We start from the raw sequence: 23,386 nt of genomic DNA, 5'->3' as shown, positions 1-23,386 counted from the left end.
ATACAGTAATTGCAGGAATCCAATCCTCATTGAGATGAATTGGAGTGCAATTACTACTTTTGTGCTTTTTTTTCATTTAATCCTCTATGAAACCATTTTAAAAACAGTTCCATAAAGTTATGTTCTTTTTTTCAATTATAAAAATGTTTTTAAATAATTTAAAGTTATTATTCCATGTTTAAAGCAATTTGGAAGAATTTTAACAATTTTTCATATTCAAAACAATTTAACAAAGTCACAATAATTCAAAATAATTTTTAGGTAGGCCTAAATTTAAATACTTTATAAAATATATATTATAACGATTAAAAAAATTAAATAAGAAGGCAATATTAATGAGTACAATTATTGAATTTAAAAATGTGAACAAGGAGTATAAATCCGGAGATCACATTTTAAAAGCTATGGATAATGTAAATTTTACAATTGAAGAAGGAGAATTTGTTGTAATTCTTGGACCGTCAGGTGCGGGTAAATCAACTTTATTAAACCTTCTGGGAGGTTTGGATTCTGTTACTTCAGGTCAGATTATCGTCAATGGCAACCATGTCGAGTCATTCAACGACAATCAGCTTACAAGTTACAGGGCTAAAAACGTTGGTTTTATTTTCCAGTTTTACAATCTGATTCCAAATTTAACCGCTCTAGAAAATGTTGAGCTAATGAAAGACATTGTAGATGTAGATATCAATGGGTTAAATGTCCTTGACTCAGTTGGCCTCAGGGACCATGCAAATCAGTTCCCTGCACAGCTGTCCGGTGGTGAACAGCAAAGAGTATCAATTGCAAGGGCAGTGGCTAAAAGGCCTACAATGCTTTTATGTGATGAGCCAACAGGTGCACTGGACTCAAAAACTGGTGTTTTAATTTTAAACCTGCTTCAGGATATGAGCTACAATCACAATACTACTGTTATTATTGTTACTCACAATGCAATATTGGCTGAAGCCGCCGATAAGGTTATCAGAATCAAGAACGGCCAGATAGAAAATATTGTCGTCAATGAAAATCCAGAGAAGGTCACTGATTTAGAATGGTGAGTGTATGCTTGCTCGAAAGATGTTAAGAGACATCGCCAAGCACAAAGCTCAGTTTATATCTATTTTTTTAATGGCATTTTTAGGAGTATTTGTTTTTGCCGGTGTCGGTGGAGAATCAGTGGGTCTGGAAGTTAATGTCAATAACTTTTATGAAGACACTAATCTGGCTGACGGATGGATTTATTCTTATGGAATAAATGAACTTTTTATGGACCAAGTTAATGCATTGGGCGCAACCACACAAATGGAAAGGCAGCTGGTTGTAGATTCGGTGGCGAACTTCAGCAACGATCCCGATATAACACTGCATTTTGTTGAAAATAACACAATATCAAAATTTTATCTGCTTGAAGGTGAAAAGCTTGACATTAATGACAGTGATGGTGTATGGCTTGACAAGAGCTTTGCAGATGCAAAAGGTCTCAAGGTTGGAGACAACATCAGCTTTGAATTTGAAGGATATGAAATAGAAAAGGAAATCAGGGGACTAGGATATTCTCCGGAATATGTCTATCATGCTTCAACTTCATCAGTAATTCCTGATTTCAACAAAATAGGTTTTGCTTATATGTCATACAGGGCATTTCCTGAAGATAATATCTCATATAATGTTCTGGAAGTCAAGTTTGACGGAACACCTGAAAACTATAACGATATACTGTCTTATCATATGGACGGTTACTACAGCTCTTTTGTTGAAAGATCAGAGCATACAAGCGTCAGTCAATTTGCAGATGAGATGGACCAGCATAGAATGATGGGAGATATTTTCCCTGTTGTATTTATTCTGATTGCAATGTTGATTCTTTTAACAACAATGACAAGGATAATTACACATCAAAGGACACAAATAGGAATTTTAAAGGCCAGTGGATTTAAAAATACCTCAATAATACTGCATTACATATCATATGGTTTCTGGCTGGTGCTTGCAGGTTCCATTCTGGGATTGATATTGGGACCTATGACACTGCCGCAGCTATTTTACCCGTCAATGAGTGCAACATACAAGCTTCCTTCATGGAATCCTGCATGGAGCATGAACTTTGTGTACGTGGCTGTTTTGATGGTGCTGATGTCTCTTGCGGTTTCATACTATTCAGTTAAAAGCATATCAGATGAAAAGCCTGCAGATACAATAAAACCAAAGGTGCCGAAGATTTCCAGTTCAGGATTTTTAGAAAAATTGTCAATCTGGAAACGTCTGTCATTCAACGTTCGCTGGAACTGGCGTGATGCAAAAAGGAATAAATTCCGAGCATTGATGACAATAATTGGTGTAATAGGATGCAGTGCACTTCTCGTATGTGCATTTGGAATGTATGATGGAATGAACGACTTGAAAGAATGGGAATACAATCAGATAAATCATTATGACTCAAAACTTGTGATAGATGAAAATGCAACTGATTCAGTCATTGATGATGTTGCCGAAGCGGTCAACGGTGAAAAGCTAATGGAATCAGCCATTGAAATTGAATCGGATAACGGCAAAAAGTCAGGTTCGCTGACAGTACTGAACAATTCTAAACTGGTTACTCCAACAGATTATGACTGGAATAAGGTTGAAATCGCAGATGATGAGGTTTCAATATCACAGAAGATGGCGGACATGCTTGATGTTAAAGTAGGCGACACTGTAAAATGGCATATCATGGGTTCTGATAAATGGGTCAATACAAAGATTGACAAAATCCACGCAGACCCGATTTCACAGGGATTCATAATGTCTGCAGATAAGCTTGAAGACCTTGACTTGAACTATACTGCAACAAGTATCGTAACAGCAGAACATGTGGACAAGGATTACGATGGAGTTAAGGCGGCCAATTCAATGGCAAACATGACAAGCAGCTGGGATGAGCTTACCGAGTCAATGTGGCTTTTAATATACATATTGATATTCTTTGCCTGCCTTTTAGCAGTAATCGTTCTTTATAATTTGGGATTGCTGTCATTTACTGAAATAGAAAGGGAAATTGCAACACTGAAAGTTTTAGGATTTAAAAGCAGCGCTCTTAGAAGACTCCTTCTAACACAGAACTTATGGTTTACAGCTGTCGGATTTATTTTGGGCCTTCCTGTAGGATATCTGATACTGTCAATAATGTGGGAATCCTCTGGAGATTCATTTTATATCCTGCCTTCCATATCCCTTTCAAACTTCATACTGACTGCAGTGATAACATTCGCATTGTCAATAATCGTCAATCTGATGTTTTCACGTAAAATCAAGAAGCTGGATATGGTCGAATCACTTAAAAGCGGTGAGTAAATGTTAGCAAAAAAGATGATTAGGGATATAAAGAATCATAAGATTCAATTTATCTCTATTTTTTTAATGGCATTTTTAGGTATTTACGTATTTGTAGGATTCGGTGCGGAATCCTTCGGATTTGTAGAAACCGCCGGTGAATATTACAATGAAACAAATTTTGCTGATGGATGGATTTATGCTTCCAACTTAAATGGTGATTTTCAGGATGATGTGAACAGCCTGTCATTGACAAAGGACTCCGAGCGTCAGCTGGTGGTAAACTCGATTGCCGATTTTGACAATGATCCCGACATCACCCTGCACTTTCTGGAGGATGATGACATATCCAAGTTTTATCTGGTAAAAGGCAGTGAATTTAACCTCTCTGATGGTGAAGGGGTATGGCTGGACACCCGTTTTGCAGATGCCAAGAACTTAACTGTCGGGGATAACATAACATTCGAATTCAATGGCATTGAAGTCGAAAAGGAAATTAAGGGATTGGGATATTCTCCAGAGCATCTCTATCAGACTTCAGATTCATCCATGATACCTGACTATAACAAGATGGGCTTTGCTTACATGTCCTATAAGGCATTTCCTATGGGTGAGGTTCCATACAATGTCCTGCTTGTAAAATATGACGGAAACTCTTCAGCATATGAAAAACAGCTTGACAATGATTTGGACAGGGATTATTCTTCATTCCTGCCAAGGGCTCAGCATCCGAGTTTCGCAGAATTTCAGGATGAAACCGAACAGCATCAGATGATGACAGATGTAATTCCGCTCATATTCATCATAATTTCAATGCTGACACTTCTCACAACAATGACAAGAATCATCAACAGTCAAAGAACTCAGATAGGCGTATTGAAGGCATTGGGATTTAAAAACAGGACAATAATGTTCCACTATATCTCATACGGTTTCTGGATGGTACTGGCAGGAACAATTCTGGGATTTATCCTCGGACCTTTGACACTTCCTCAAATAATGTTTGATGAGATGTCAAGCCTATATTCAATTCCGAACTGGATAGTCGGATTTGATATGAGTTTCATCATAGTTTCCGTTTTGATGGTGGGACTGTCAGCAGTTATTTCATACCTCGCCTGCAGAAATATTGTAAATGAATCCCCGTCAAGTGCCATAAGGCCAAAAGTTCCAAAAATCACTACAACAGGATTCATTGAAAGATTTTCATTTTGGAAAAAGTCTTCATTCAATGTACGGTGGAACTATCGTGATGCTAAAAGGAATAAGTTCCGATCTTTAATGAGTATCGTTGGAGTCCTTGCATGCACATTAATCATTGTGGCTTCATTTGGATGCATGGACGGTTTTGATGAGATGAAAGAATGGTCATATGAGGATATTAACCATTATTCATCAAAGCTGGTCCTGGAGGAAAACGCTACTGAATCACAGATTGACAATATCGTTGAGGAGGTTGACGGCGAAAGATTCATGGAGTCATCGATTGAAATAAAGGCAAACGACATTAAAAAATCGGGCGTTATAACAGTACTTGATGATAATGAACTGTATACTCCGACAGATGACAACAAAAATCCGATAAACATTTCTGACAATGAGATATCCATATCCAAGAAGATGGCGCAGCTTTTGGATGTTAAAGTTGGTGACACTGTCAAATGGCACATAATGGATTCAGACAAATGGGTTTCAACAAAGATAGATAACATCCATTCAGACCCGACATCTCAGGGAATAATCCTGACAAAGGAAAAACTTGAAGATTTGGGTTTGAACTACACAGAAACCAGCATAATATCATCTCAGGAGGTCAAGGATAATTTTACTGGTGTAAAGACAGTATTTTCAATGGATTCCTTAACTGACAGCTGGGATGAGATGATGGAATCTTCAATGAGTATAATATATCTTCTTGCAGCTTTTGCTGCAATACTGTCAGTCATCGTATTGTACAATCTTGGATTGCTGTCATTTACTGAAATTAAAAGGGAATTTGCAACACTGAAGGTTTTAGGTTTCAAGTCATCCCATTTAAGGAAGCTATTGTTAACACAAAACCTGTGGTTTACAACAATAGGATTCCTGATTGGTGTTCCGCTGGGCCGTGAAACACTGCAGTATCTGTGGGGAACAATGGGTGATTCATTTTATCTGAAAGCTACAATTTCAATCAAGACATTGGTGATAACATTTTTGATTACCTATGTGGTTTCAATACTTGTCAATCTGATGTTTTCAGGTAAAATTAAAAAATTAAACATGGTGGAATCCTTGAAAGATAATGAATAAGGATTCTGTTTTCCCTTTTTCATACTCGCTTAGTGACAAAAACTTTAAAGATTACAAATTGAGATTATTATTTGGAGGAGTTTAATGGTTGAAGTTACTGGCGAGTCAAAGTATATGGATCTGCTGAATGAGTATCCATTGCTTAAAACAGACTTGGTAAAGAATAATCATAAGTTCAAATTTCTGGTTACTCCTATGGGAAAGATTTCCCTGTGGGAGGCAAATCTTGAGGAAGTAAGCAAGAAAGCTGAAATGAGTGTTGATGAAGTGGTCTCACTTTTCCAAGAACTGATTGATTCTTACTAAGTTCATATATATCCACAATATCATTGAAGTTAAATTTACCTAATCGTTAATGTTAATGTAAATTATGATTAATAATTTTTAATGATATTCAAATTTTCTTTAATTTAATTTATTCTTTTTTTCATTTAGTTAAATTTTTTAATATTTGATTTCCAATATAATAATATGTCACTGTCCAAGAAAATGCTGAGGGATATAAAACTTAATAAAACACAGTTCATTGCTATATTCCTGATGGCATTTATAGGCATTTTCGCTTACTCTGGAATTTATGCCGAATACTACGGATTGGAGCAGACTTCCAATGCATTTTACACAGATACCAATCTGGCTGACGGATGGATTTACAACACTACTTTTGACGATTCGTCAGTAGATAAAATAAGTGAATTTTCAACACAAACAGACAGACAGATTGTCGTCCAGTCTGTTGCGGACATGGAAAACAATCCCGACATTACACTTAATTTTGTAGAAAACGCAACGATTTCAAAGTTCTATTCGACCGAAGGTGAGGACTTCAATCCTTCAGATGATTCTGGCGTATGGCTGGACAAGCGCTTTGCAGACGGGCGTGACCTGCATGTTGGAGATAACATCACCTTCGAATTTGACGGACATACATTAAAAAAGGAAATTAAGGGAATAGGATATTCTCCGGAATATGTATATGAAGTATCTCCAAGTTCACTTATACCTGATTTTTCACAGATGGGCTTTGCATATCTGTCAAGTGAAGTATATCCCGATAATCTGGAATACAATACTCTGCTTGTAAAATATAACATTTCAGACAGTGATTTTAAGGAAAAATTGGATGATTCAGTCAGCTATTTGTCATTTACCAAAAAAGAGGATCATTTAAGCGTTTCCAATTTTGCAAATGAAATGGCACAACACAAAATGATAGGAGATGTTTTCCCGATTGTATTTATCCTGGTTACGTTTTTAACCCTTCTGACAACAATGACAAGGATAGTCACTCATCAGCGTACTCAAATCGGAATATTAAAGGCAGTAGGTTTTAAAGACAGCACAATCATCATGCACTTCATTTCCTATGCATTCTGGCCTGTATTGGCAGGTGCTGTTTTAGGTTTGATTACAGGGCCTATGATAATTCCGCAGATGTTTTATCCGACAATGACAAATCGTTTCAGCATGCCTGTTTGGGAACCTGGCTTTGATATGAGTTTTGTATACATTGCAGTATTGCTGGTGTTATTGTCCGTTTTGGTTACATATGTCACATGCAGGAGAATATCAAAGGAAAATCCTGCAAATACCATGAGGCCAAAAGCTCCGAACATGTCCTCAAAGAGTTTCATTGAAAAATCAAGATTGTGGATTCATTTGAATTTCAATCTGCGCTGGAACTGGAGGGATGCAAGAGGAAATAAGTTCAGGGCATTGATGGCAATAATTGGAGTTATGGGCTGTGTTGCACTTTTAATCGCCGCTTTCGGTATGAATGACAGTCTAAACGAGTTGGAGTCATGGGAATATGATGACATATCTCATTATGGTGCTAAACTGCAGCTTTCCAATAATGCAACTCCACTGGAATTGTACTATATTTTAAATGACACCAACGGAAGCTTTATCATGCAGCAGTCAATTGAAATCAAAGCCAATGATAAGGAGGATACGGTAACGCTTTTAGCTTCAAACAACACTGATTTAATATCATATACTGACAGCGATAGAAATCAGATTGAAATAAAAGAGGGTGATGTTTCAATTTCCGCTAAACTTGCAGATAAATTCGATCTGAAAATAGGTGATGAAATCCGATGGCATATTGTTGGAAGCGATGAATGGGTAACTTCAAAAATAGGTCAGATTCATGCGGAACCTATTTCCCAGGGTTTAATCATGTCTCCGGATACATTGGAAGACCAGGGATTGAATTTCACTCCGACAAACATACTGACTCCTGACAAGTTTGGTGAAAACTACGGTTCAATCAAATCTGTTACAAGTCTGGATAAAATGAGGGATAGCTGGGATGAAATGACAACTTCTGTAATGATGATGGTTTATGTTGTCACAGTTGTTGCGGTAATATTGGCTATTCTGGTAATATATAATTTAGGAATATTGTCATTTACTGAAATGGAAAGAGAAATCGCAACATTAAAAGTTTTGGGTTTTAAAACAAATGTATTGAGAAAACTGCTCCTAACTCAGAATCTGATTTTTACAGCTATAGGATATCTTTTGGGAATTCCTATTGGATTCTATTTCATGACATTGATGCTGGATGCGGCAGGAGATTCCCTTTATTATGTTCCTTCACTGACAGTGGGAAACCTTCTTTTGACAGCAGCAATAACATTTGCAATATCAATTGGTGTTAATCTAATCTTTTCAGATAAAATTCGTGATTTGGATATGGTTGAAGCATTAAAAGACGTTGAATAGTTTCAAATATCTGGACATGTCTATAGGGTCCTTATTAAAAATAGAATTAGATTAAAATAATAAAAAAAGTTCTTTAAAGAATAATGCATTCTTTAAAGATTAAAATATGTTATCCTAGTTGTTCAATTCCTTTGGTTGCAAGCAATTTAGCAAATGAACCTTGTGGTTCCATTAAAATGTTTCCGTTGGAATATTCTTTAAGAGCTTGGTTAATCATGGTACTTTTCTTTTCAGGGTCTTTTGTTACATTAACAAGAGCTTTAACTAATACCATAACAGAATCTCCTCTAGACATGGTTCCTTGAACATTTTCATTACTTGCATAACCGTTATATGCATCGTTTGAACGAACAATATCTGTAGCACTCAGGTTGCTTACTTCACCGTCCACATAAAGTGGTCTGATTGAATCGATAATGTTGTCTAATCCTTCATCGTAAACAACAACTACTGCATCAGCGTGCATTCCTGTATTTGCTTCTACAATTTCTTTAGCATATTCCATACCCTGCTGGGTACCGTCCCACAGACAATCGTGAAGCATCATACGTCCTCCTATGCCTCCGGGTGCGCCTTGTGTTGGGTGAGACATTCCACCAGGATAAACTGGAGTGTAGTTCTTAAGGGATCCGTTTTCCAAACGAACCATAAATCCCATATCTACTGCACCATTTGGCTGTTCGGTTTTATCTGATGCCAATACTAAGATATTCTTACTTTCTTGTGTTAAATCAGGACCGCTAAAGAATAATGCTCCTGCAATCATTATTAACAATCCAATAAGAACAACTAATAAGATAGCTATAATCAATTTCTTAGTTCTTTTCATAAATTCACTTACCTTAAGTTACCTTATTATTTGATAATATTAGTTGCAAAATAATTTGAAAAATATTCAAATGACTAATATAATTTAATATATACATTTTAAAGCATATATATGTTAGCGAAATTAATACTTTTCTTACACATTTTCTTTTAAATTAATACTTTTTTTTAGTTCATTAGAGTTTCAGATTAACATATCACAATATCATGATATGACAACATTTAAATACATAAACATATCATAATATGTAAATATATAATATATGTGATGACTATGGAAAATAATAATCTTGAAAACAATAACGAGGGTATGTGTGAAGTATTCAACTCTCATGAAGACATTGTGGAACGTGTAAAAGAACGCATACCTGATGAAACTGAATTCGCTGAGCTTTCAGAATTTTTCAAAATATTCGGAAATCCCACAAGATTAAAAATTATTTCCCTGCTTTGTCTAGAAGATTTGTGCGTATGCGATATCTGTGAAGCACTTGATTTGAATCAGACAACCGTTTCAAATCAATTGAGGATATTGCGTGCAAACAATGTTGTCAAATATCAAAAAGAAGGAAAAATGGCAAGATATTCTTTAGCAGACCTTCATATTGAAATGATTTACAAAGTAGGTTTAGAACATATATTAGAATAATTTTTAATTGGTGATACTATGGCTGAAAATAGATGTTATGATGCAGATTGTGCAGATGAAAACTGCCGCAATCCTGAGCATTACAATTATATCTGTTTTGATCCAGATTGTGATGAAATTCACTGTACAGATTCTAATCATTATGATAAACAAATATTGAGAGATTTTCAGGAAAAAACTGATTTAAGCGTATATGATCATAGAGAAGAAATAGACTATGATGAAGATGTTGACATAAGCATTTGTGGATGTCCTGATTGTGCAGACGACCATGACCATGACCATGACCATGACCACGATCACGGACACGAGCATCATCATCATGAGCATGAGGAAGCGGATTCTTGTAGTGATCCTGATTGTGGTTGTCATGACCATGAGCATGACCATGAACACGAGCATGAGCATGGCCACGATCACGAGCATGAGCATGAGCATCATCATGAACATGAGCATGGCCACGATCACGAGCATGAGCATGAGCATCATCATGAACATGAGCATGGCCACGATCACGAGCATGAGCATGTTCTAGAGGATTCTTGTAGTGATCCTGATTGTGGTTGTCATGACCATGAGCATGAGCATGAACATGAGGATAAAGATACTTGTTCTGACCCTGATTGTGGTTGTCATGACCACGACGATGATGACGTGAATATAAGTATTTGCGGTTGTCCGGATTGTGCTGATGATGACGATGACGGCGAAGAGGAAGAAGAATTATTAGCAGAAGGAAAACCATTAATATCTAACAGACCAATTCAAATCATTGTAGCAAGCGGTCTTTGTTTTGCTGTGGGTCATATTTTGGAATGGTTATCATTCAATCCGACATTAGTGACTGTAATTTTCATGGTTGGCGCTTTGATTGCAGGTTACGAAATAGCTATTCTTGCATATAAATCATTAGTCAAAAGGCACACTGTCGGTCCTGCAATGCTGATGTGTATCGCATGTGTTGCTTCATTTATAATCGGACATCCTGAAGAAGGTGCCGCAGTAACATTCCTGTACTACATTGCGGAATTCCTTGAAGACTATGCAGAACACAGGGCAAAACGTTCAATCAAATCATTAGTCGAAATAGCTCCTGAAACCGCTAAAGTTAAAGTAGGGGATTCTGAAGTAGAAAGAAAAGTTGATGATGTAAATATTGGTGATATTGTTATTGTAAGACCTGGAGATAAAGTCCCTCTTGACGGTCATGTCGTTTCAGGTTCTTCAAGCATTAACCAAGCTTCAATCACAGGTGAAAGTGTCCCTGTCTTAAAGGAAATTGGTGATGAAGTATTTTCAGGAACCGTTAATGTGGATGGTTATCTGGAAATTGTAGTAACTAAAAAGGCTAAGGATTCAGTAATATCAAAAATTGTTACTTTGGTTAAAAGATCTCAGCTCAACAGGTCTGAAACCGAGTCACTAGTTGAAAAAGTTGCTAAATATTATACCCCTGTCATGATGGTTGCCGCTGCATGTGTGGCATTCGTTCCGCCGCTGTTATTTGGCCAGCCATTGGTTGATTGGATTTATAAAGCACTTTCACTGTTGGTAATTTCATGTCCTTGTGCATTTTTAATTTCCACTCCTGTAGGTATGGTGTCTGCTATTACCTCAGCTACTAAAAACGGGGTATTGATTAAGGGAAGTACATATGTTGAAGAAATGAGAGGCGTTAAAGCAGTAATTTTTGACAAGACAGGTACTTTAACAGAAGGAAAACTGGTTTTAAGTGATGTCGAAGTATTGGATGAAAGCTACTCCAAGGAAGATATCATTGAAATTGCAGCATCTCTTGAACATAACTCTTCACACCCTATTGCACAGGCTATTGTAAATTATGCAACAATGAACGATATTCCGTTTGATGAAATCGGAGAGTTTAGAAATGTTCCTGGAAAAGGTATTGTCGGTAATATAAACAGCAATGAATACTATGCAGCTAACGAGTCATTGATTGAAGGATCTAGCTTTGATATCTCAAGGGATGAAATCAACAGGTACTCTGCTGAAGGTAAAACTATTGTATTTATAGGTAATGCAGAAAAAGTATTGGCTATAATCACAGTATCCGATAAAATCAGGTCAAACGCTCATGAAGTAATAAAAGACTTGAAAGAGCAGGGTGTACAAACTGTAATGCTTACAGGTGACAATAAAATTGCAGCTAAAAGCGTTGCTGATGAAATTGGAATAGATTATGTCTATTCTAATCTGATGCCTGAAGACAAATTAAATATCCTGGATACAATCAGAAACAAATTCGGTGATGTGGCTATGGTTGGTGACGGTATCAACGATGCTCCTGCTCTGGCACGTGCAAACATAGGTATTGCGATGGGTGCGGCAGGTTCCGATGTTGCTATCGAAACAGCTGATGTTGCATTGATGCAGGATGATATATCTAAGCTTCCATATCTGTTCTCATTGTCTCATAAAACAATGGGAATCATTAAACAGAACATTACTGTAGCTATTGCAGTAAAATTATTGTGTGTAGTACTTGCAATTTTAGGTATTATCACACTGATGATGTCTGTCGGTTTTGGAGACTTGGGTTTAACTTTACTGGTTATATTGAATTCATTTAGGATTGGAATGGTGAAAGATCCACTGTTCTAATACTTTTTTATTTTTTTGGCATTGCTAAATTTTAAAAGAATTTAGACGTGCTTAAATTTGGTATAACTAAATATTTTTTCTTTGATAAGCCTAAAAAAGCTTATTAAACCGATTAATTTATATAGTGGAATTAATTTAATGTTATATTAAGTAATATTACTTAATTTCAATTAAAAAATTTAGGTTATGTTAAAAAATATTTGATATCTTTTCGTGCTGAGCTTAAAAGTTAAGTATAAATATTTAGGAATACCTAAATAATTATAGGTGATGATATGGTACACAGAAAAATAATAGATCAAGCAGTACAACATAAAGGACTTTTAATCTTTGCAGCTGGAGTAGCAACTGCAGTAGTAGGTAAAAAAATATTAGAATCAAAAGCTGTCAAAGAAGCAACCACCAATGCTGTTGCTGGTGTTATGGCAGTAAAACAAGATGCTGAAGACAGACTTGAAGAAATTAAAGCAGATGCAGAAGCACAAATAGCAGATGATGAAGATAAAGTTGAAATTGAAGTAGAAGCTGAAGAAGTAGAAGAAGAGGAAGAAGAAGAACCTAAAGCTTCTAAAAAATCCAAAAAATCTAAAAAATCCAAAAAATAGATTTTAATAAACGGGAGTGTTATTATGGCTATTGAAGATCAAATCAAACCTTTTGTAAGAGAACATAAACATGCACTGCTCTTTGCAGGCGGTATTGCAGCAGGTCTTATTGGTGCTCACATTTTAAAATCCAAAACCACAAAAGACTTGGCTACAAAAGGAATGGCTGGAGTAATTTCCACTAAAAAAGATATGGAAGAAACATTCCAGGACATGAAAGAAAACGCCGAAGACATCGTATATGATGCAAACTTCGAAAACAAACAGGAAATATACATTGAGAAAAAAGAATAGTTTCAATCTATTCTATTTTTAACTTTTTTTTTTAACAATTAACTTTATATCTTAATAAACTTTAACTATTAGTTAATGTTAGGTAATGATAATTTGGATAATGTTGATGTAATGCTTGGAAATCCTAAAAAAGCATTAATAAAAATGTCAATTCCGTTGATAGTTTCATTGCTTATCACTAGTTTTTATAATCTGATAGATGCTGCCTGGGTATCTGGTCTTGGTGCAGATGCCTTGGCGGGTGTTGGATTTTTCACGCCCATATTTATGATTCTGGTAGGTTTTGGTAATGGTCTGGGGTCAGGTGCGGCTTTTGCAATATCAAAATACATTGGTGAAGAAAATAAGATTAAAGCGGATAATGCATCAATTCATTCGATTTTGATAGATATTGTCATTTCTATTTTAATAACAGTAATATTGCTGATTTTTCTAAATCCTGTCCTGAATGCGATGGGCGCCGGTCAAACAATTGGCTATGCAACCGATTATGGCGTAATAATTCTTTTAGGGTCAATTTTTATCATATTGTCAAATGCGCTATACGGCATTTTCAGAGGTGAAGGGGACACAAAAAGGCCTATGTATGCCATGATTGCCTCAGCCATATTGAACATGATTTTGGACCCGTTATTTATTTATACATTGAATTTAGGAGTCAAAGGCGCAGCTATTGCAACAGTAATATCTTCAATATTTGTAATTGCAATCCTGATTTATTGGTTCTATATTAAAAAAGACACTTACCTTCATCCCACTTTAACAAATTTTAATTTTAAATCAGATATTTCAGTTGATATAGTTAAGGTGGGCATTCCCGCAAGTGTTCAGCTTTTAAACAATGCATTTTTTGCCGCTGTTTTCTCAGCCCTTTTGGCATATGTCGGAACAACCGATTCGGTTGCAGTATACTCAACAGGATGGAGAATTGTTACCATTGGAACTACTCCATTGCTGGCCATCGGAACTGCGCTGATAAGTGTTACTGCAGCTAATTATGGTGCTAATAACTTCAGAAATATTCAGATTGCACACAGATATTCCATGAAAATATCCATAGTCATTGCAATAGTCATAGCTATTCTGACTAATGTATTTGCAGGAAACATTGCATCAGTATTTGCTTCATCAGGAAGCAGCGTAAGGATTTTAGCCGAACTGACAAGCTTTTTGTCATGGATTGTAATCTATTATCCTACCATGGCTGTCGGTGTTGCTTCAACATATGTCTTTCAGGGTGTTGGCAGGGGAATCACTGCAATGTTTCAGACAATATTGAGAGAAACAGGTTTTACAATATTTTTTGCAGTCCTTTTCAGTATCGTTTTGGGTTATGGCGTATGGGGTGCATGGATGGGCATTGTTTTAGGTGAGGTCATATCCAATAACATTACCTTAATCTGGGCAGACAGGTATGTTAAAAAATTAATAGATATTAATGATTAGACACCATTAATATCCTTTAAATAAATTATGTCATCACAGATTGTATGTACCAAGTCTTTATCGTGACTTACTAGCAGGAATCCCATGTTTCTTTGCCTTACTATTTTCAATACGGAATCTATGATCTGCACTTGTGTGATTGCATCAAGCATTGTGGTCATTTCGTCAGCAATTATGAATTTGGTTTTTGGATTTAATGCTCTTAGAACGGAGAATCTTTGCAATTCTCCTCCTGAAAGCTCTTGGGGAAATCTTGTCATCCAGGATTTTTGTATACCGAATTCAGATAATAATGTATCATCAACTTTCCAGGATTCTTCCAGAACATCTTTCATTTTCCATTTTGGATTCATTACCTTTTCAGGGTGCTGGAAAATTAACTGAACTGGGCAGAATTCTTTTTTAGGCAATTCTTTGCCGTCGAGTGTTACATTGCCTTCGAACTTATTTATGTGGCCTGCAAGTATTTTGCATAGTGTTGATTTTCCGCTACCGCTGTCTCCAACAAAACCTATGATTTTATCGTTGGGGATACATATGTCAATATCCTTTAATATGTAGTTTTTTGCAGAGGGGTATTTATATGAAATATTGGTTCCTTTAAGTTCCATCTTCAACACCTTCTTCGTATTTAAAGCATCTTACTTTTTTGTTTCCTAGGTCGATTAGTTGTGGTCTTTCCTGTTTGCATCTGTCAAAGTGCATGTCGCATCTGTCGTAGTATGGGCATCCGTTTGGTATTTCTCCGTGTAGTGGTTGGTGTCCTTTGGTTAGTTCGAATCCGTTTGCTGGCAGTGCTTTGTATAGTGCTTTTGTGTATGGGTGCAGGAGGTTTTCTCCGTCTCCTGAGAAGTCTTTGTTTTCTGCGATTTCGATTACGTATCCTGAGTAGAATATTCCAATTCTATCTGCTACTTCCAGTGCTGCATGGATGTCATGTGTAATCAATAAGACTCCAATGTTGTCATCTTTCATATGTTTAAAATGATTTAAAGTTTCTTGCACTGTTTTTTCATCCAATCCGGGTGTTGGTTCGTCTGCTACTACCAGTTTTGGGTCTGATAGTAGTGCGGTGGATACGAGTACTCTTCTTGCCATTCCTCCGGATAGTTGGAATGGGTACATTTCGTCGACTTCTGGTCCTAGGTTGTAGTGTTCGAAGATTTCTCTTTGTTTTTGTTTTTTCTCTTTTCTTTCATCATCATTTGCTGTTTGTCCTATTGCTTGGTCGGATATTTTCATTAGGGGATCAAGAAAATTCACTGATTGAGGTACCAGCACCATATCTTTTCCTCTAATTTCTTCTTTGTCTTTTTGGCTTAGTTCTTTTCCTTTGTATTTGATTTTTCCGTTTAGGTTTGCGTTTTCTGGTAGGATTCCGAATATTGCGTGTGCTAGAAGACTTTTTCCTAATCCACTTGAACCTAAAACTGCTAAAATTTCACCTTCAGATATGTCTAGTGTTAAATCGGTGATAACTTTCAGGTCTCTTTGATTTAAACCTTGGGTATATTGAATGAATGAAATTGAAACGTTTTCAACATCTAATAGTTTTTCCATGTTATCACCTTATTCATTTGCACTTGTAGGGTCAAGTATCTTTTTAATGTTTTCTCCAGCAATATCAAATAACAATACCAATATTAATAATGCTAAACCTGGGAACAATGCCAACCACCAGTTACCTGTTGCAAGATATTTCATGGATTCGGATAAAATGATACCGATTGCAGGTTCGTGAGGTGAAAGTCCGAAACCTAAAAATGTTACACTTGCTTCGTGCATAATTGCATGTGGGAAAATTAAAATTGTTCCTACGATAATCTGGGTTGTAACTAACGGCAATATCTGTTTTCTTGCAATCCATAACCTTGATTTTCCAAATCTTTCAGACAATTTTACGAAATCTGATGTCTGAATCTGCTTAATTTCCGCTCTTAAAACTCTTGCAAGGGATGTCCAGTGTGTTATAGCTACTCCTATAGTTACACCGAATGCTCCTCCGCCTAAAGCAATTGAAATTAAGATGATTAATAAAATATGTGGAATGGATAAGAACAAATCAATTAACCATGACATGAAACTGTCTAAATATTTATTTATACTTCCTAAGAATGCTAAAGCAATAGCGATAACACTGCTTAATATAGATGCTCCAGCACCAATCTGAACACTTAAACCTAATCCTTTTAGAGTACGGGTAAACATGTCTCTACCCATCCAGTCAGTACCGAATAAATGTTCAAAGGATGGCGGTTTATTCATTGCTTGGAAGTTGGTTGTTATGTCTGCAGAATTAATAAAGAAGCTAGAAATTACAACAATAACTAAAATAAAAACTGATAATCCGATTGTCAATAATGTTTTAGTTCTTAAATTCATTCTTGCAAATGGATTGTATATGCTCGGACCGTTTTCAGAGTTAGCCATCATTTTCACCTTCTTTAATTCTTGGATCAACGAAATTGTATAATAAATCAGCAATTAAGTTTCCGCAATATACGAATATTGCACTGAATATAACAATTCCTAAAAGAAGCGGAACATCACTTCTAAGTCCTGCTGAAACTGCAGCCTGTCCAATTCCAGGGTATGTGAATATCTGTTCTACTAAAACTGCACCACCGAATAATTCTGAAAATCCTAAGAACTGTAAGGTGATTGCAGGAAGCAAAATATTCCTAATACCATGTCTTTTAATTAAATTCCAACCGCTTTCTCCTCTTGCTTTTGCAAATAAGAAATAATCACTGTTCATTTCATCGATTAACTTATCTCTGGTGTATAATGCAATTGAAGCTACTCCAACGATACTTAGTGTAATCATAGGTAATATTAAACGGTTTAACCAATCCCAAAATGAAACATTTTCACTTAATGTGCCTATAGGAACACCAAGTCCTGTCGGGAACCATCCTAAATAAATACTGAATACCATGAGGATGATTAATGCAATCCAGAATGTTGGTGCAGATTGTAAAACGTAACAGTAAACTTTTATTGCTTTGTCAATTATTGTGTCTTTTTTAAATCCTGCAATAACTCCTAATAGGAATCCTAAAATTCCGGAGAATGCCCATGATGCTAACATCAATACAAGGGATGCTGTAAATCTTTCTAAAATAACATCAATTACAGGTACTCTGAATATTAAAGAGGTACCTAAATTACCTTGTATAACATTTGCAAACCAATTCGCCATTTTGCTTGTAATTGGTTCATTTACACCCCAATAAGCTTCTAACTGGGCAATTTGGTCTTGAGATATCACTACATTGCTGATGTAAGTTTTAACAGGGTTTATAGGTGATAAATCAAGTAATAAAAAACTCAACAATATGACACAAATAAGCAAGATTACAAAACGGACAATTTTTTTTCCTAAAAATTTGAGTAATCTTTCTTTATTCATTATTAAATCTCCTTAAAAAAGGGAAAAAGAGAGAGTTAAATAAAAATTTAACTCTAAAAATTCATCTGTCTATTGTTCTATTGAAGAAACACGATGCCAGTCGTAGATGTTGGAGAAGATGTCTCCACCGTGAGGTTGTAAGAGAGCGGTATCTTCAGAGATATCTAAACTGTTATCTACGAAGTATCCGTATTTGATTTCTCCAGCCCATAACCATGCTGCGTCACCTAATGGGGAAATACCGTTGCTTCCGTCCCATGAAACTGCAGACCATTCGGAGTATGAAGATTCACGGTCCATAGACATTGCATTGTTAATGTGTGCGTCAACAGCACTGTTGTTGATTGAAGCAGGGTTACTGTATCCTTGGCCGATGCCTCCACTGTAGTACTGGTTGTACATGGTGGATGGGTCAGTTGAACCCCAACCCCATACGATAGGGTCACTGTTTACGTGAGATCCCATTTCATCCCAGTTGGAACCAGTAGCGTTTACTTCAATACCGAATTCTTTTGCTTGTTCAGAAATGGTTACAGCAATAGCTTGTCTTTCTGTTGCATCTGATGAATAGTATACATTAATGGATGCTTTCATTCCATCTTTTTCAACAATTCCGTCACCGTCAGTGTCGTTCCATCCGCCTTGTGCTAAGATTTCTTTAGCTCTGTCAACATCACCGTCGGAAATGTTGTTCACTTCAGCATTTGCCCATGGTAATTGGTGTGCAATACCGTCGTAGTTAGGGTATCCGAATCCGTTTAATGCACCTTGTGCAATTGCAGTTCTGTTAATACCGTAGTTTAATGCTTCTCTTATTGCTTTGTCTGCAGTTACGTTGTTACCGATTGGGTTACCGTCTTCGGTAGTGTTACCTGTGTTGTTTACAACTGGTAAGGATAATCCTCTCACGTCAATGGTGTCGAGTAAGCTCATGTTGTATCCTTCGATGGTTTCATTAGCATATGCTAATGGTACTGCAGCTACATCAACTTCGTGGTTTTTAGCAGAGTTAAATGCAGCATCATTCATTTCAAAGAGAATGGTTAATTTGTTAAATTCAGGTTGTTTTCCGTAGTAATCAGGGTTTTTCTCAAGGATTACTTGTTGACCTTTGTCCCATTGTACAAATTTATATGGTCCGGAACCTACAGGGTTGGATCCGTAAGTTTCGTTGTTGTATGAATCTGATGGAACAATACCTAAGTATGCGAATTTATCTACAAAAGTAGAGTCCGGTCTGTTTAATTTGAAAACTACTGTGTTTTTGTCAGTTGCTGTAGCATTTTCCAAACTGGTAAAGTCCAGTTCACTTGCTCCGGTTGTTGCAGCAGTGTTATATGTGAATGCTACGTCTTCAGCATCTAAGGTAGTATTGTCTGTAAATTTAATGCCGTCTTTGATTTTCACTGTATATTCAGTAAAGTTGTCGTTTGCTTCCCAACTTGAGGCCAAATCGTTTTTATAGGTCATGTTAGGGGTCATTTTTAATAATGTTGATTGAATTAAAGGTTCTGCTAAGTAGTTCCACCCAAGTATTGGATCAAAACCAGCTTCTGGTTCTCCTCCGTGACTGTAAGCAGCAACTACGAGTTCGTCGTCAGCTCTTTGTGTGGATGATCCTCCCATGAGGACTGCTCCAGCAATTATAGCTATTAGAATAACAGCTACTATTCCAATAATGTATTTAGTATCCATTATATTATCTCCATAATCATATAAAATATAATTGTCATAATTATTTTAAAAAAAGTATTATTATAATTAATAACAATTATTTAATTATTATTAAATTTAGTTATTTAAAAGTTTCTAAAAAGAGTATTACAAATTTGAATATTTTTTAAAAAAAGTATTATTTTATTACTTATTTTTCATTTATTTATAAACTAAGTATTACTTTATTTATATATTAAAATTTAGAATAGGTGGTGGTTGATTAAAAAAATATATTAATATTAGATGTTGTTGATGTCTTTGAGATAGATTTTTTCATCACAAATGGTTTCCACCAAATCCATGTCATGACTTACAAGTAAAAATCCCATGTTTCTTTGTTTTACTATTTTCAAAACTGAATCTAAAATCTGCACCTGTGTGATTGCATCAAGCATGGTGGTCATTTCATCTGCAATTAAAAATTTGGTATTTGGATTAAGTGACCTTAAAACGGAGAATCTTTGAAGTTCTCCACCGGATAACTCTTGAGGAAATCTTGTCAGCCAGGATTTTTGGATACCGAATTCTGACAGCATTTCATCATTAACATCCCATGATTCTTCCAAAACCTCTTTCATTTTCCATTTTGGATTCATTACCTTTTCAGGGTGTTGATAAATCAATTGTACAGGTTTGAATCCTTTTTTAGGCAATGGATTTCCATCGAATGTAACCCTCCCTTCAAATTTTGTTACATATCCTGATAAGATTTTACATAATGTGGATTTTCCACTTCCACTGTCACCAATTAAACCAATTACCTTATTATTGTCAAGTTCAAGATTAATGTCTTTTAATATGTAATTTTTAGCGGAAGGATATTTGAAAGATATGTTTTCTGCTTTGAGTTTCATTGTTAATCACCTTCTTCGTATTTAAAGCATCTTACTTTTTTGTTTCCCAGGTCGATTAGTTGTGGTCTTTCCTGTTTGCATCTGTCAAAGCGCATTTCGCATCTGTCGTAGTATGGGCATCCGTTTGGTATTTCTCCGTGTAGTGGTTGGTGTCCTTTAGTTAGTTCGAATCCGTTTGCTGGCAGTGCTTTGTATAGTGCTTTTGTGTATGGGTGTAGGAGGTTTTCTCCATCTCCTGTGAAGTCTTTGTTTTCTGCTATTTCTATTACGTATCCTGAGTAGAATATTCCTATTCTATCCGCCACTTCTAGTGCCGCATGAATATCGTGTGTGATTAATAAAACGCCTATGTTGTCATCTTTCATATGTTTAAAATGATTCAGAGTCTCTTTCACAGTTTTTTCATCTAAACCTGGGGTTGGTTCGTCTGCTACCACAAGTTTTGGATTGGATAGTAATGCTGTTGATACCAATACTCTTCTTGCCATTCCTCCTGATAGTTGGAAAGGATACATTTCATCTACTTCTGGTCCAAGATTGTAATGTTCAAATATTTTTCTTTGTTTCTGTTTCTTTTCATTTCTTTCCGCATCATTTTCTGTATGGCCAATTGCCTGGTCGGATATTTTCATTAAGGGGTCAAGGAAGTTAACAGATTGTGGTACAAGAACCATATCTTTTCCTCTTATCTCTTCCTTGTCTTTTTGAGACAGTTCTTTTCCTTTGAATTTTATCTTTCCGTTTAGTTTTGCATTTTCTGGAAGAATTCCGAAAATTGCATGTGCAAGAAGGCTTTTTCCAGATCCACTTGAGCCTAAAACTGCTAAAATTTCACCTTCGGAGATATCTAATGTTAAATCGGTGATAACTTGCAGGTTTTGCTGATTCAAACCTTTTGTGTATTGTATAAATGAAATTGAAACGTTTTCTACATCTAGTAATTTCTCCATATATTCACCTTACATAATCAAATGGTAATCTTTAAATACTAATTTGTACTTTATCAATATTAAAGTTAATCAAAATATTTAAAAAAGTATTACTAATAACATATATTTTGTAATAAATGTAATACTTTTACGGGTGTTTTCATGAATGTTATAATTAAACCGTTAGGCAATGATTCAAAACAGATTAGGGATGTTCAAGAATTTTTGTTTAAAATGATTAAAAAAGAATTTGGGTATGATTATGTTCCTGAATGGCATGAAGATATTATAAAAATGGAGGATTATTACATTAATCCTGAACGTAATAATTTTTTCGTCGCTTATTTTAAATCTGGTGAAATTATTGGAACAATTGGCATTAGAGCTTATGACAAAGATTTTTCTGAATTTGGATCTCTGTATTCGAAAGATGCAACCTCCAGTATTTGGAGACTGTTTGTTGATGAGGAATATCGTCGTTGCGGTTTAGCTTCAAAATTATTCAGTATTGCAGAAAATTTTGCCAATGATGCCGATTTTGAAAAAATTTACTTGCATACTCATAAGAATTTAAATGGTGCTTTGGAATTCTGGACAAAGATGGGTTTTGTTGTTGTTCTGGATGCAAATGATGAGCTTGAAACAGTTCATATGGATAAAACTATTAGGGGATTAGAAATTAATCCTTCAGCGAATGATTTTCGCTATGCTGTAAAATTATGATTTTTTAATATATCTTTGTGTATGTGGACATGCATAGATACATTTTCCACATACCGTATCTGCTTTTCCCAGATTTTCTTCTGAAACTTTTAATGCATATTTTTCACATTTTTTATCGTCGTAAAATTCGTTACGTTTAAGTCTGTAGTTCCATTCTTTCCCGCTTATGGCGCCTCCGGGACATGCATTTCTACATTCCATACATTTTCCACATTGGGATTTTAGTATTGGAGTTCCAATTTTTAAAGGTGCATCAGTTAAAACAGAGGATAATCTTAAGGCGGATCCGTATTTTTTTGTTGTAAATAGTGCTGATTTTCCAATCCAGCCAAGACCTGCACGTGTGGCTATGGTTTTATGTGGTAGCTCAAAGGAATTAAATTCACCAAAATCAGTTCCCAATCTTTTTTTTGTTTGGGCATATGCATTAAAACCTTTATTTATCAGATATTCTTCACATTTCATACCTAATTCATCTAAACGTGTGTTTAAACTAACTAATTCTTCTACATATTCTTTTGTGGGTGCATTTTTCATATTTTTTATTATTTCCTTGGGGTATGTGATATAAAAAACAATGCCTGTATTTAAGTCTTTTTTGGGTGTGAAATTTTCTATATCTGCATATCCTACCTCTATTGCACCGTTTTTCAGCAAATAGTTTTTTAGTTCAAAAGAAATAGTCATGAGCCAATATTTAACTGTGATGTTATTTAAATTTAATTTTTGTATTACTTTTGATAATTTTCTTGTATATGTTTCTGTTTTATTTTTCTGATTATTTTCTTTTAATTAGGGGATTTTTCTTTTTTTATTTGTCTATCTGTTATTTTTTATCTGCTAAGTTTGAATATTTTTTAGTTTATCAATAATAATTTAGAAGTAATAAATATGTTTTTATATGTTGTTTTTGTAAATTATAAAACATATTAAAATAAATCAAATTAGTATTACTTATTAAGTAAAATTATTCTTAAAAGTATTACTTTTAT

20 protein-coding genes are annotated in these 23,386 nt (G+C 35.4%); 11 read left to right on the top strand and 9 right to left on the bottom strand.

The window, feature by feature from the left end; translation table 11 throughout:
• Positions 1-335: 335 nt before the first annotated feature.
• The 5 genes from E7Z81_RS05310 (at position 336) to E7Z81_RS05290 (ending at position 8,316) form a co-directional block, all read left to right on the top strand.
• The gene (locus tag E7Z81_RS05310; RefSeq protein WP_292745066.1) at positions 336-1,040 is read left to right on the top strand and encodes an ABC transporter ATP-binding protein; all 705 of its coding nucleotides are present in this window, start codon (positions 336-338) and stop codon (positions 1,038-1,040) included.
• Between the two features lie 4 nt (positions 1,041-1,044).
• Complete coding sequence (locus E7Z81_RS05305) at positions 1,045-3,315, top strand: ABC transporter permease (protein ID WP_292745064.1); 2,271 nt, start codon at positions 1,045-1,047, stop codon at positions 3,313-3,315.
• Entirely contained in the window at positions 3,316-5,586 is a 2,271-nt protein-coding gene (locus E7Z81_RS05300) for an ABC transporter permease (RefSeq protein WP_292745062.1), read from the top strand. It begins immediately after the preceding gene.
• An 84-nt stretch (positions 5,587-5,670) separates the two neighbouring features.
• Positions 5,671-5,892: a hypothetical protein gene (locus tag E7Z81_RS05295; RefSeq protein WP_292745060.1), complete on the top strand. Its 222-nt coding sequence runs from the start codon at positions 5,671-5,673 to the stop codon at positions 5,890-5,892.
• Between the two features lie 234 nt (positions 5,893-6,126).
• Positions 6,127-8,316, top strand: a complete 2,190-nt coding sequence (locus tag E7Z81_RS05290; RefSeq protein ID WP_292745058.1) for an ABC transporter permease — start codon at positions 6,127-6,129, stop codon at positions 8,314-8,316.
• 109 nt (positions 8,317-8,425) lie between these two features.
• Here E7Z81_RS05290 and E7Z81_RS05285 read toward each other — a convergent pair whose 3' ends face one another.
• Positions 8,426-9,145, bottom strand: a complete 720-nt coding sequence (locus E7Z81_RS05285; RefSeq protein ID WP_292745056.1) for a DUF4012 domain-containing protein — start codon at positions 9,143-9,145, stop codon at positions 8,426-8,428.
• Between the two features lie 273 nt (positions 9,146-9,418).
• Here E7Z81_RS05285 and E7Z81_RS05280 point away from each other — a divergent pair, with 273 nt between their 5' ends.
• The 5 genes from E7Z81_RS05280 (at position 9,419) to E7Z81_RS05260 (ending at position 14,760) form a co-directional block, all read left to right on the top strand.
• Complete coding sequence (locus E7Z81_RS05280) at positions 9,419-9,793, top strand: helix-turn-helix transcriptional regulator (protein WP_292745054.1); 375 nt, start codon at positions 9,419-9,421, stop codon at positions 9,791-9,793.
• 18 nt (positions 9,794-9,811) lie between these two features.
• Positions 9,812-12,415 (top strand): cation-translocating P-type ATPase, encoded by a 2,604-nt coding sequence (locus tag E7Z81_RS05275; protein WP_292745052.1) that lies wholly within the window; start codon positions 9,812-9,814, stop codon positions 12,413-12,415.
• A 275-nt stretch (positions 12,416-12,690) separates the two neighbouring features.
• Positions 12,691-13,020: a hypothetical protein gene (locus E7Z81_RS05270; protein ID WP_292745050.1), complete on the top strand. Its 330-nt coding sequence runs from the start codon at positions 12,691-12,693 to the stop codon at positions 13,018-13,020.
• A gap of 24 nt (positions 13,021-13,044) precedes the next feature.
• Positions 13,045-13,314, top strand: a complete 270-nt coding sequence (locus tag E7Z81_RS05265) for a DUF6110 family protein (protein ID WP_292745048.1) — start codon at positions 13,045-13,047, stop codon at positions 13,312-13,314.
• A gap of 75 nt (positions 13,315-13,389) precedes the next feature.
• Positions 13,390-14,760, top strand: a complete 1,371-nt coding sequence (locus tag E7Z81_RS05260; RefSeq protein WP_292745046.1) for an MATE family efflux transporter — start codon at positions 13,390-13,392, stop codon at positions 14,758-14,760.
• On the opposite strand, the gene E7Z81_RS05255 is transcribed toward E7Z81_RS05260, so the two are convergent.
• From E7Z81_RS05255 to E7Z81_RS05225, 7 genes are all read right to left on the bottom strand, one after another.
• Positions 14,757-15,371, bottom strand: a complete 615-nt coding sequence (locus E7Z81_RS05255; RefSeq protein WP_292745044.1) for an ABC transporter ATP-binding protein — start codon at positions 15,369-15,371, stop codon at positions 14,757-14,759. The genes E7Z81_RS05260 and E7Z81_RS05255 overlap by 4 nt on opposite strands.
• Positions 15,361-16,320: an ABC transporter ATP-binding protein gene (locus tag E7Z81_RS05250; RefSeq protein ID WP_292745042.1), complete on the bottom strand. Its 960-nt coding sequence runs from the start codon at positions 16,318-16,320 to the stop codon at positions 15,361-15,363. The genes E7Z81_RS05255 and E7Z81_RS05250 overlap by 11 nt, the downstream gene beginning before the upstream one ends.
• Positions 16,321-16,329: 9 nt before the next feature.
• Positions 16,330-17,193 carry an ABC transporter permease gene (locus E7Z81_RS05245; RefSeq protein WP_292745040.1) on the bottom strand — a complete coding sequence of 288 codons (864 nt, stop codon included), beginning with the start codon at positions 17,191-17,193 and terminating at the stop codon, positions 16,330-16,332.
• Positions 17,183-18,175 (bottom strand): ABC transporter permease, encoded by a 993-nt coding sequence (locus E7Z81_RS05240; protein WP_292745106.1) that lies wholly within the window; start codon positions 18,173-18,175, stop codon positions 17,183-17,185. Before E7Z81_RS05240 ends, E7Z81_RS05245 begins: the two co-directional genes overlap by 11 nt.
• A gap of 66 nt (positions 18,176-18,241) precedes the next feature.
• Positions 18,242-19,867, bottom strand: coding sequence for an ABC transporter substrate-binding protein (locus E7Z81_RS05235; RefSeq protein ID WP_292745038.1), 1,626 nt, complete (start codon positions 19,865-19,867; stop codon positions 18,242-18,244).
• Positions 19,868-20,127: 260 nt separating this feature from the next.
• Positions 20,128-20,742: an ABC transporter ATP-binding protein gene (locus E7Z81_RS05230; protein ID WP_292745036.1), complete on the bottom strand. Its 615-nt coding sequence runs from the start codon at positions 20,740-20,742 to the stop codon at positions 20,128-20,130.
• Between the two features lie 2 nt (positions 20,743-20,744).
• Complete coding sequence (locus E7Z81_RS05225; protein ID WP_292745034.1) at positions 20,745-21,692, bottom strand: ABC transporter ATP-binding protein; 948 nt, start codon at positions 21,690-21,692, stop codon at positions 20,745-20,747.
• 141 nt (positions 21,693-21,833) lie between these two features.
• Between E7Z81_RS05225 and E7Z81_RS05220 the strand changes: the two genes are divergently transcribed.
• Positions 21,834-22,394, top strand: coding sequence for a GNAT family N-acetyltransferase (locus E7Z81_RS05220; protein ID WP_292745032.1), 561 nt, complete (start codon positions 21,834-21,836; stop codon positions 22,392-22,394).
• Here the strand turns inward: E7Z81_RS05220 and E7Z81_RS05215 are convergent.
• Positions 22,389-23,081: a 4Fe-4S double cluster binding domain-containing protein gene (locus tag E7Z81_RS05215; protein WP_292745030.1), complete on the bottom strand. Its 693-nt coding sequence runs from the start codon at positions 23,079-23,081 to the stop codon at positions 22,389-22,391. The two genes, E7Z81_RS05220 and E7Z81_RS05215, sit on opposite strands and share 6 nt — an antisense overlap.
• Positions 23,082-23,386 lie beyond the last annotated feature (305 nt).

Source organism: Methanobrevibacter sp., assembly GCF_015062935.1.
Lineage (GTDB): Archaea > Methanobacteriota > Methanobacteria > Methanobacteriales > Methanobacteriaceae > Methanocatella.
The sequence above is the reverse complement of the archived record's forward strand: the minus strand, read 5'-3'. Positions and strand labels throughout refer to the sequence as shown.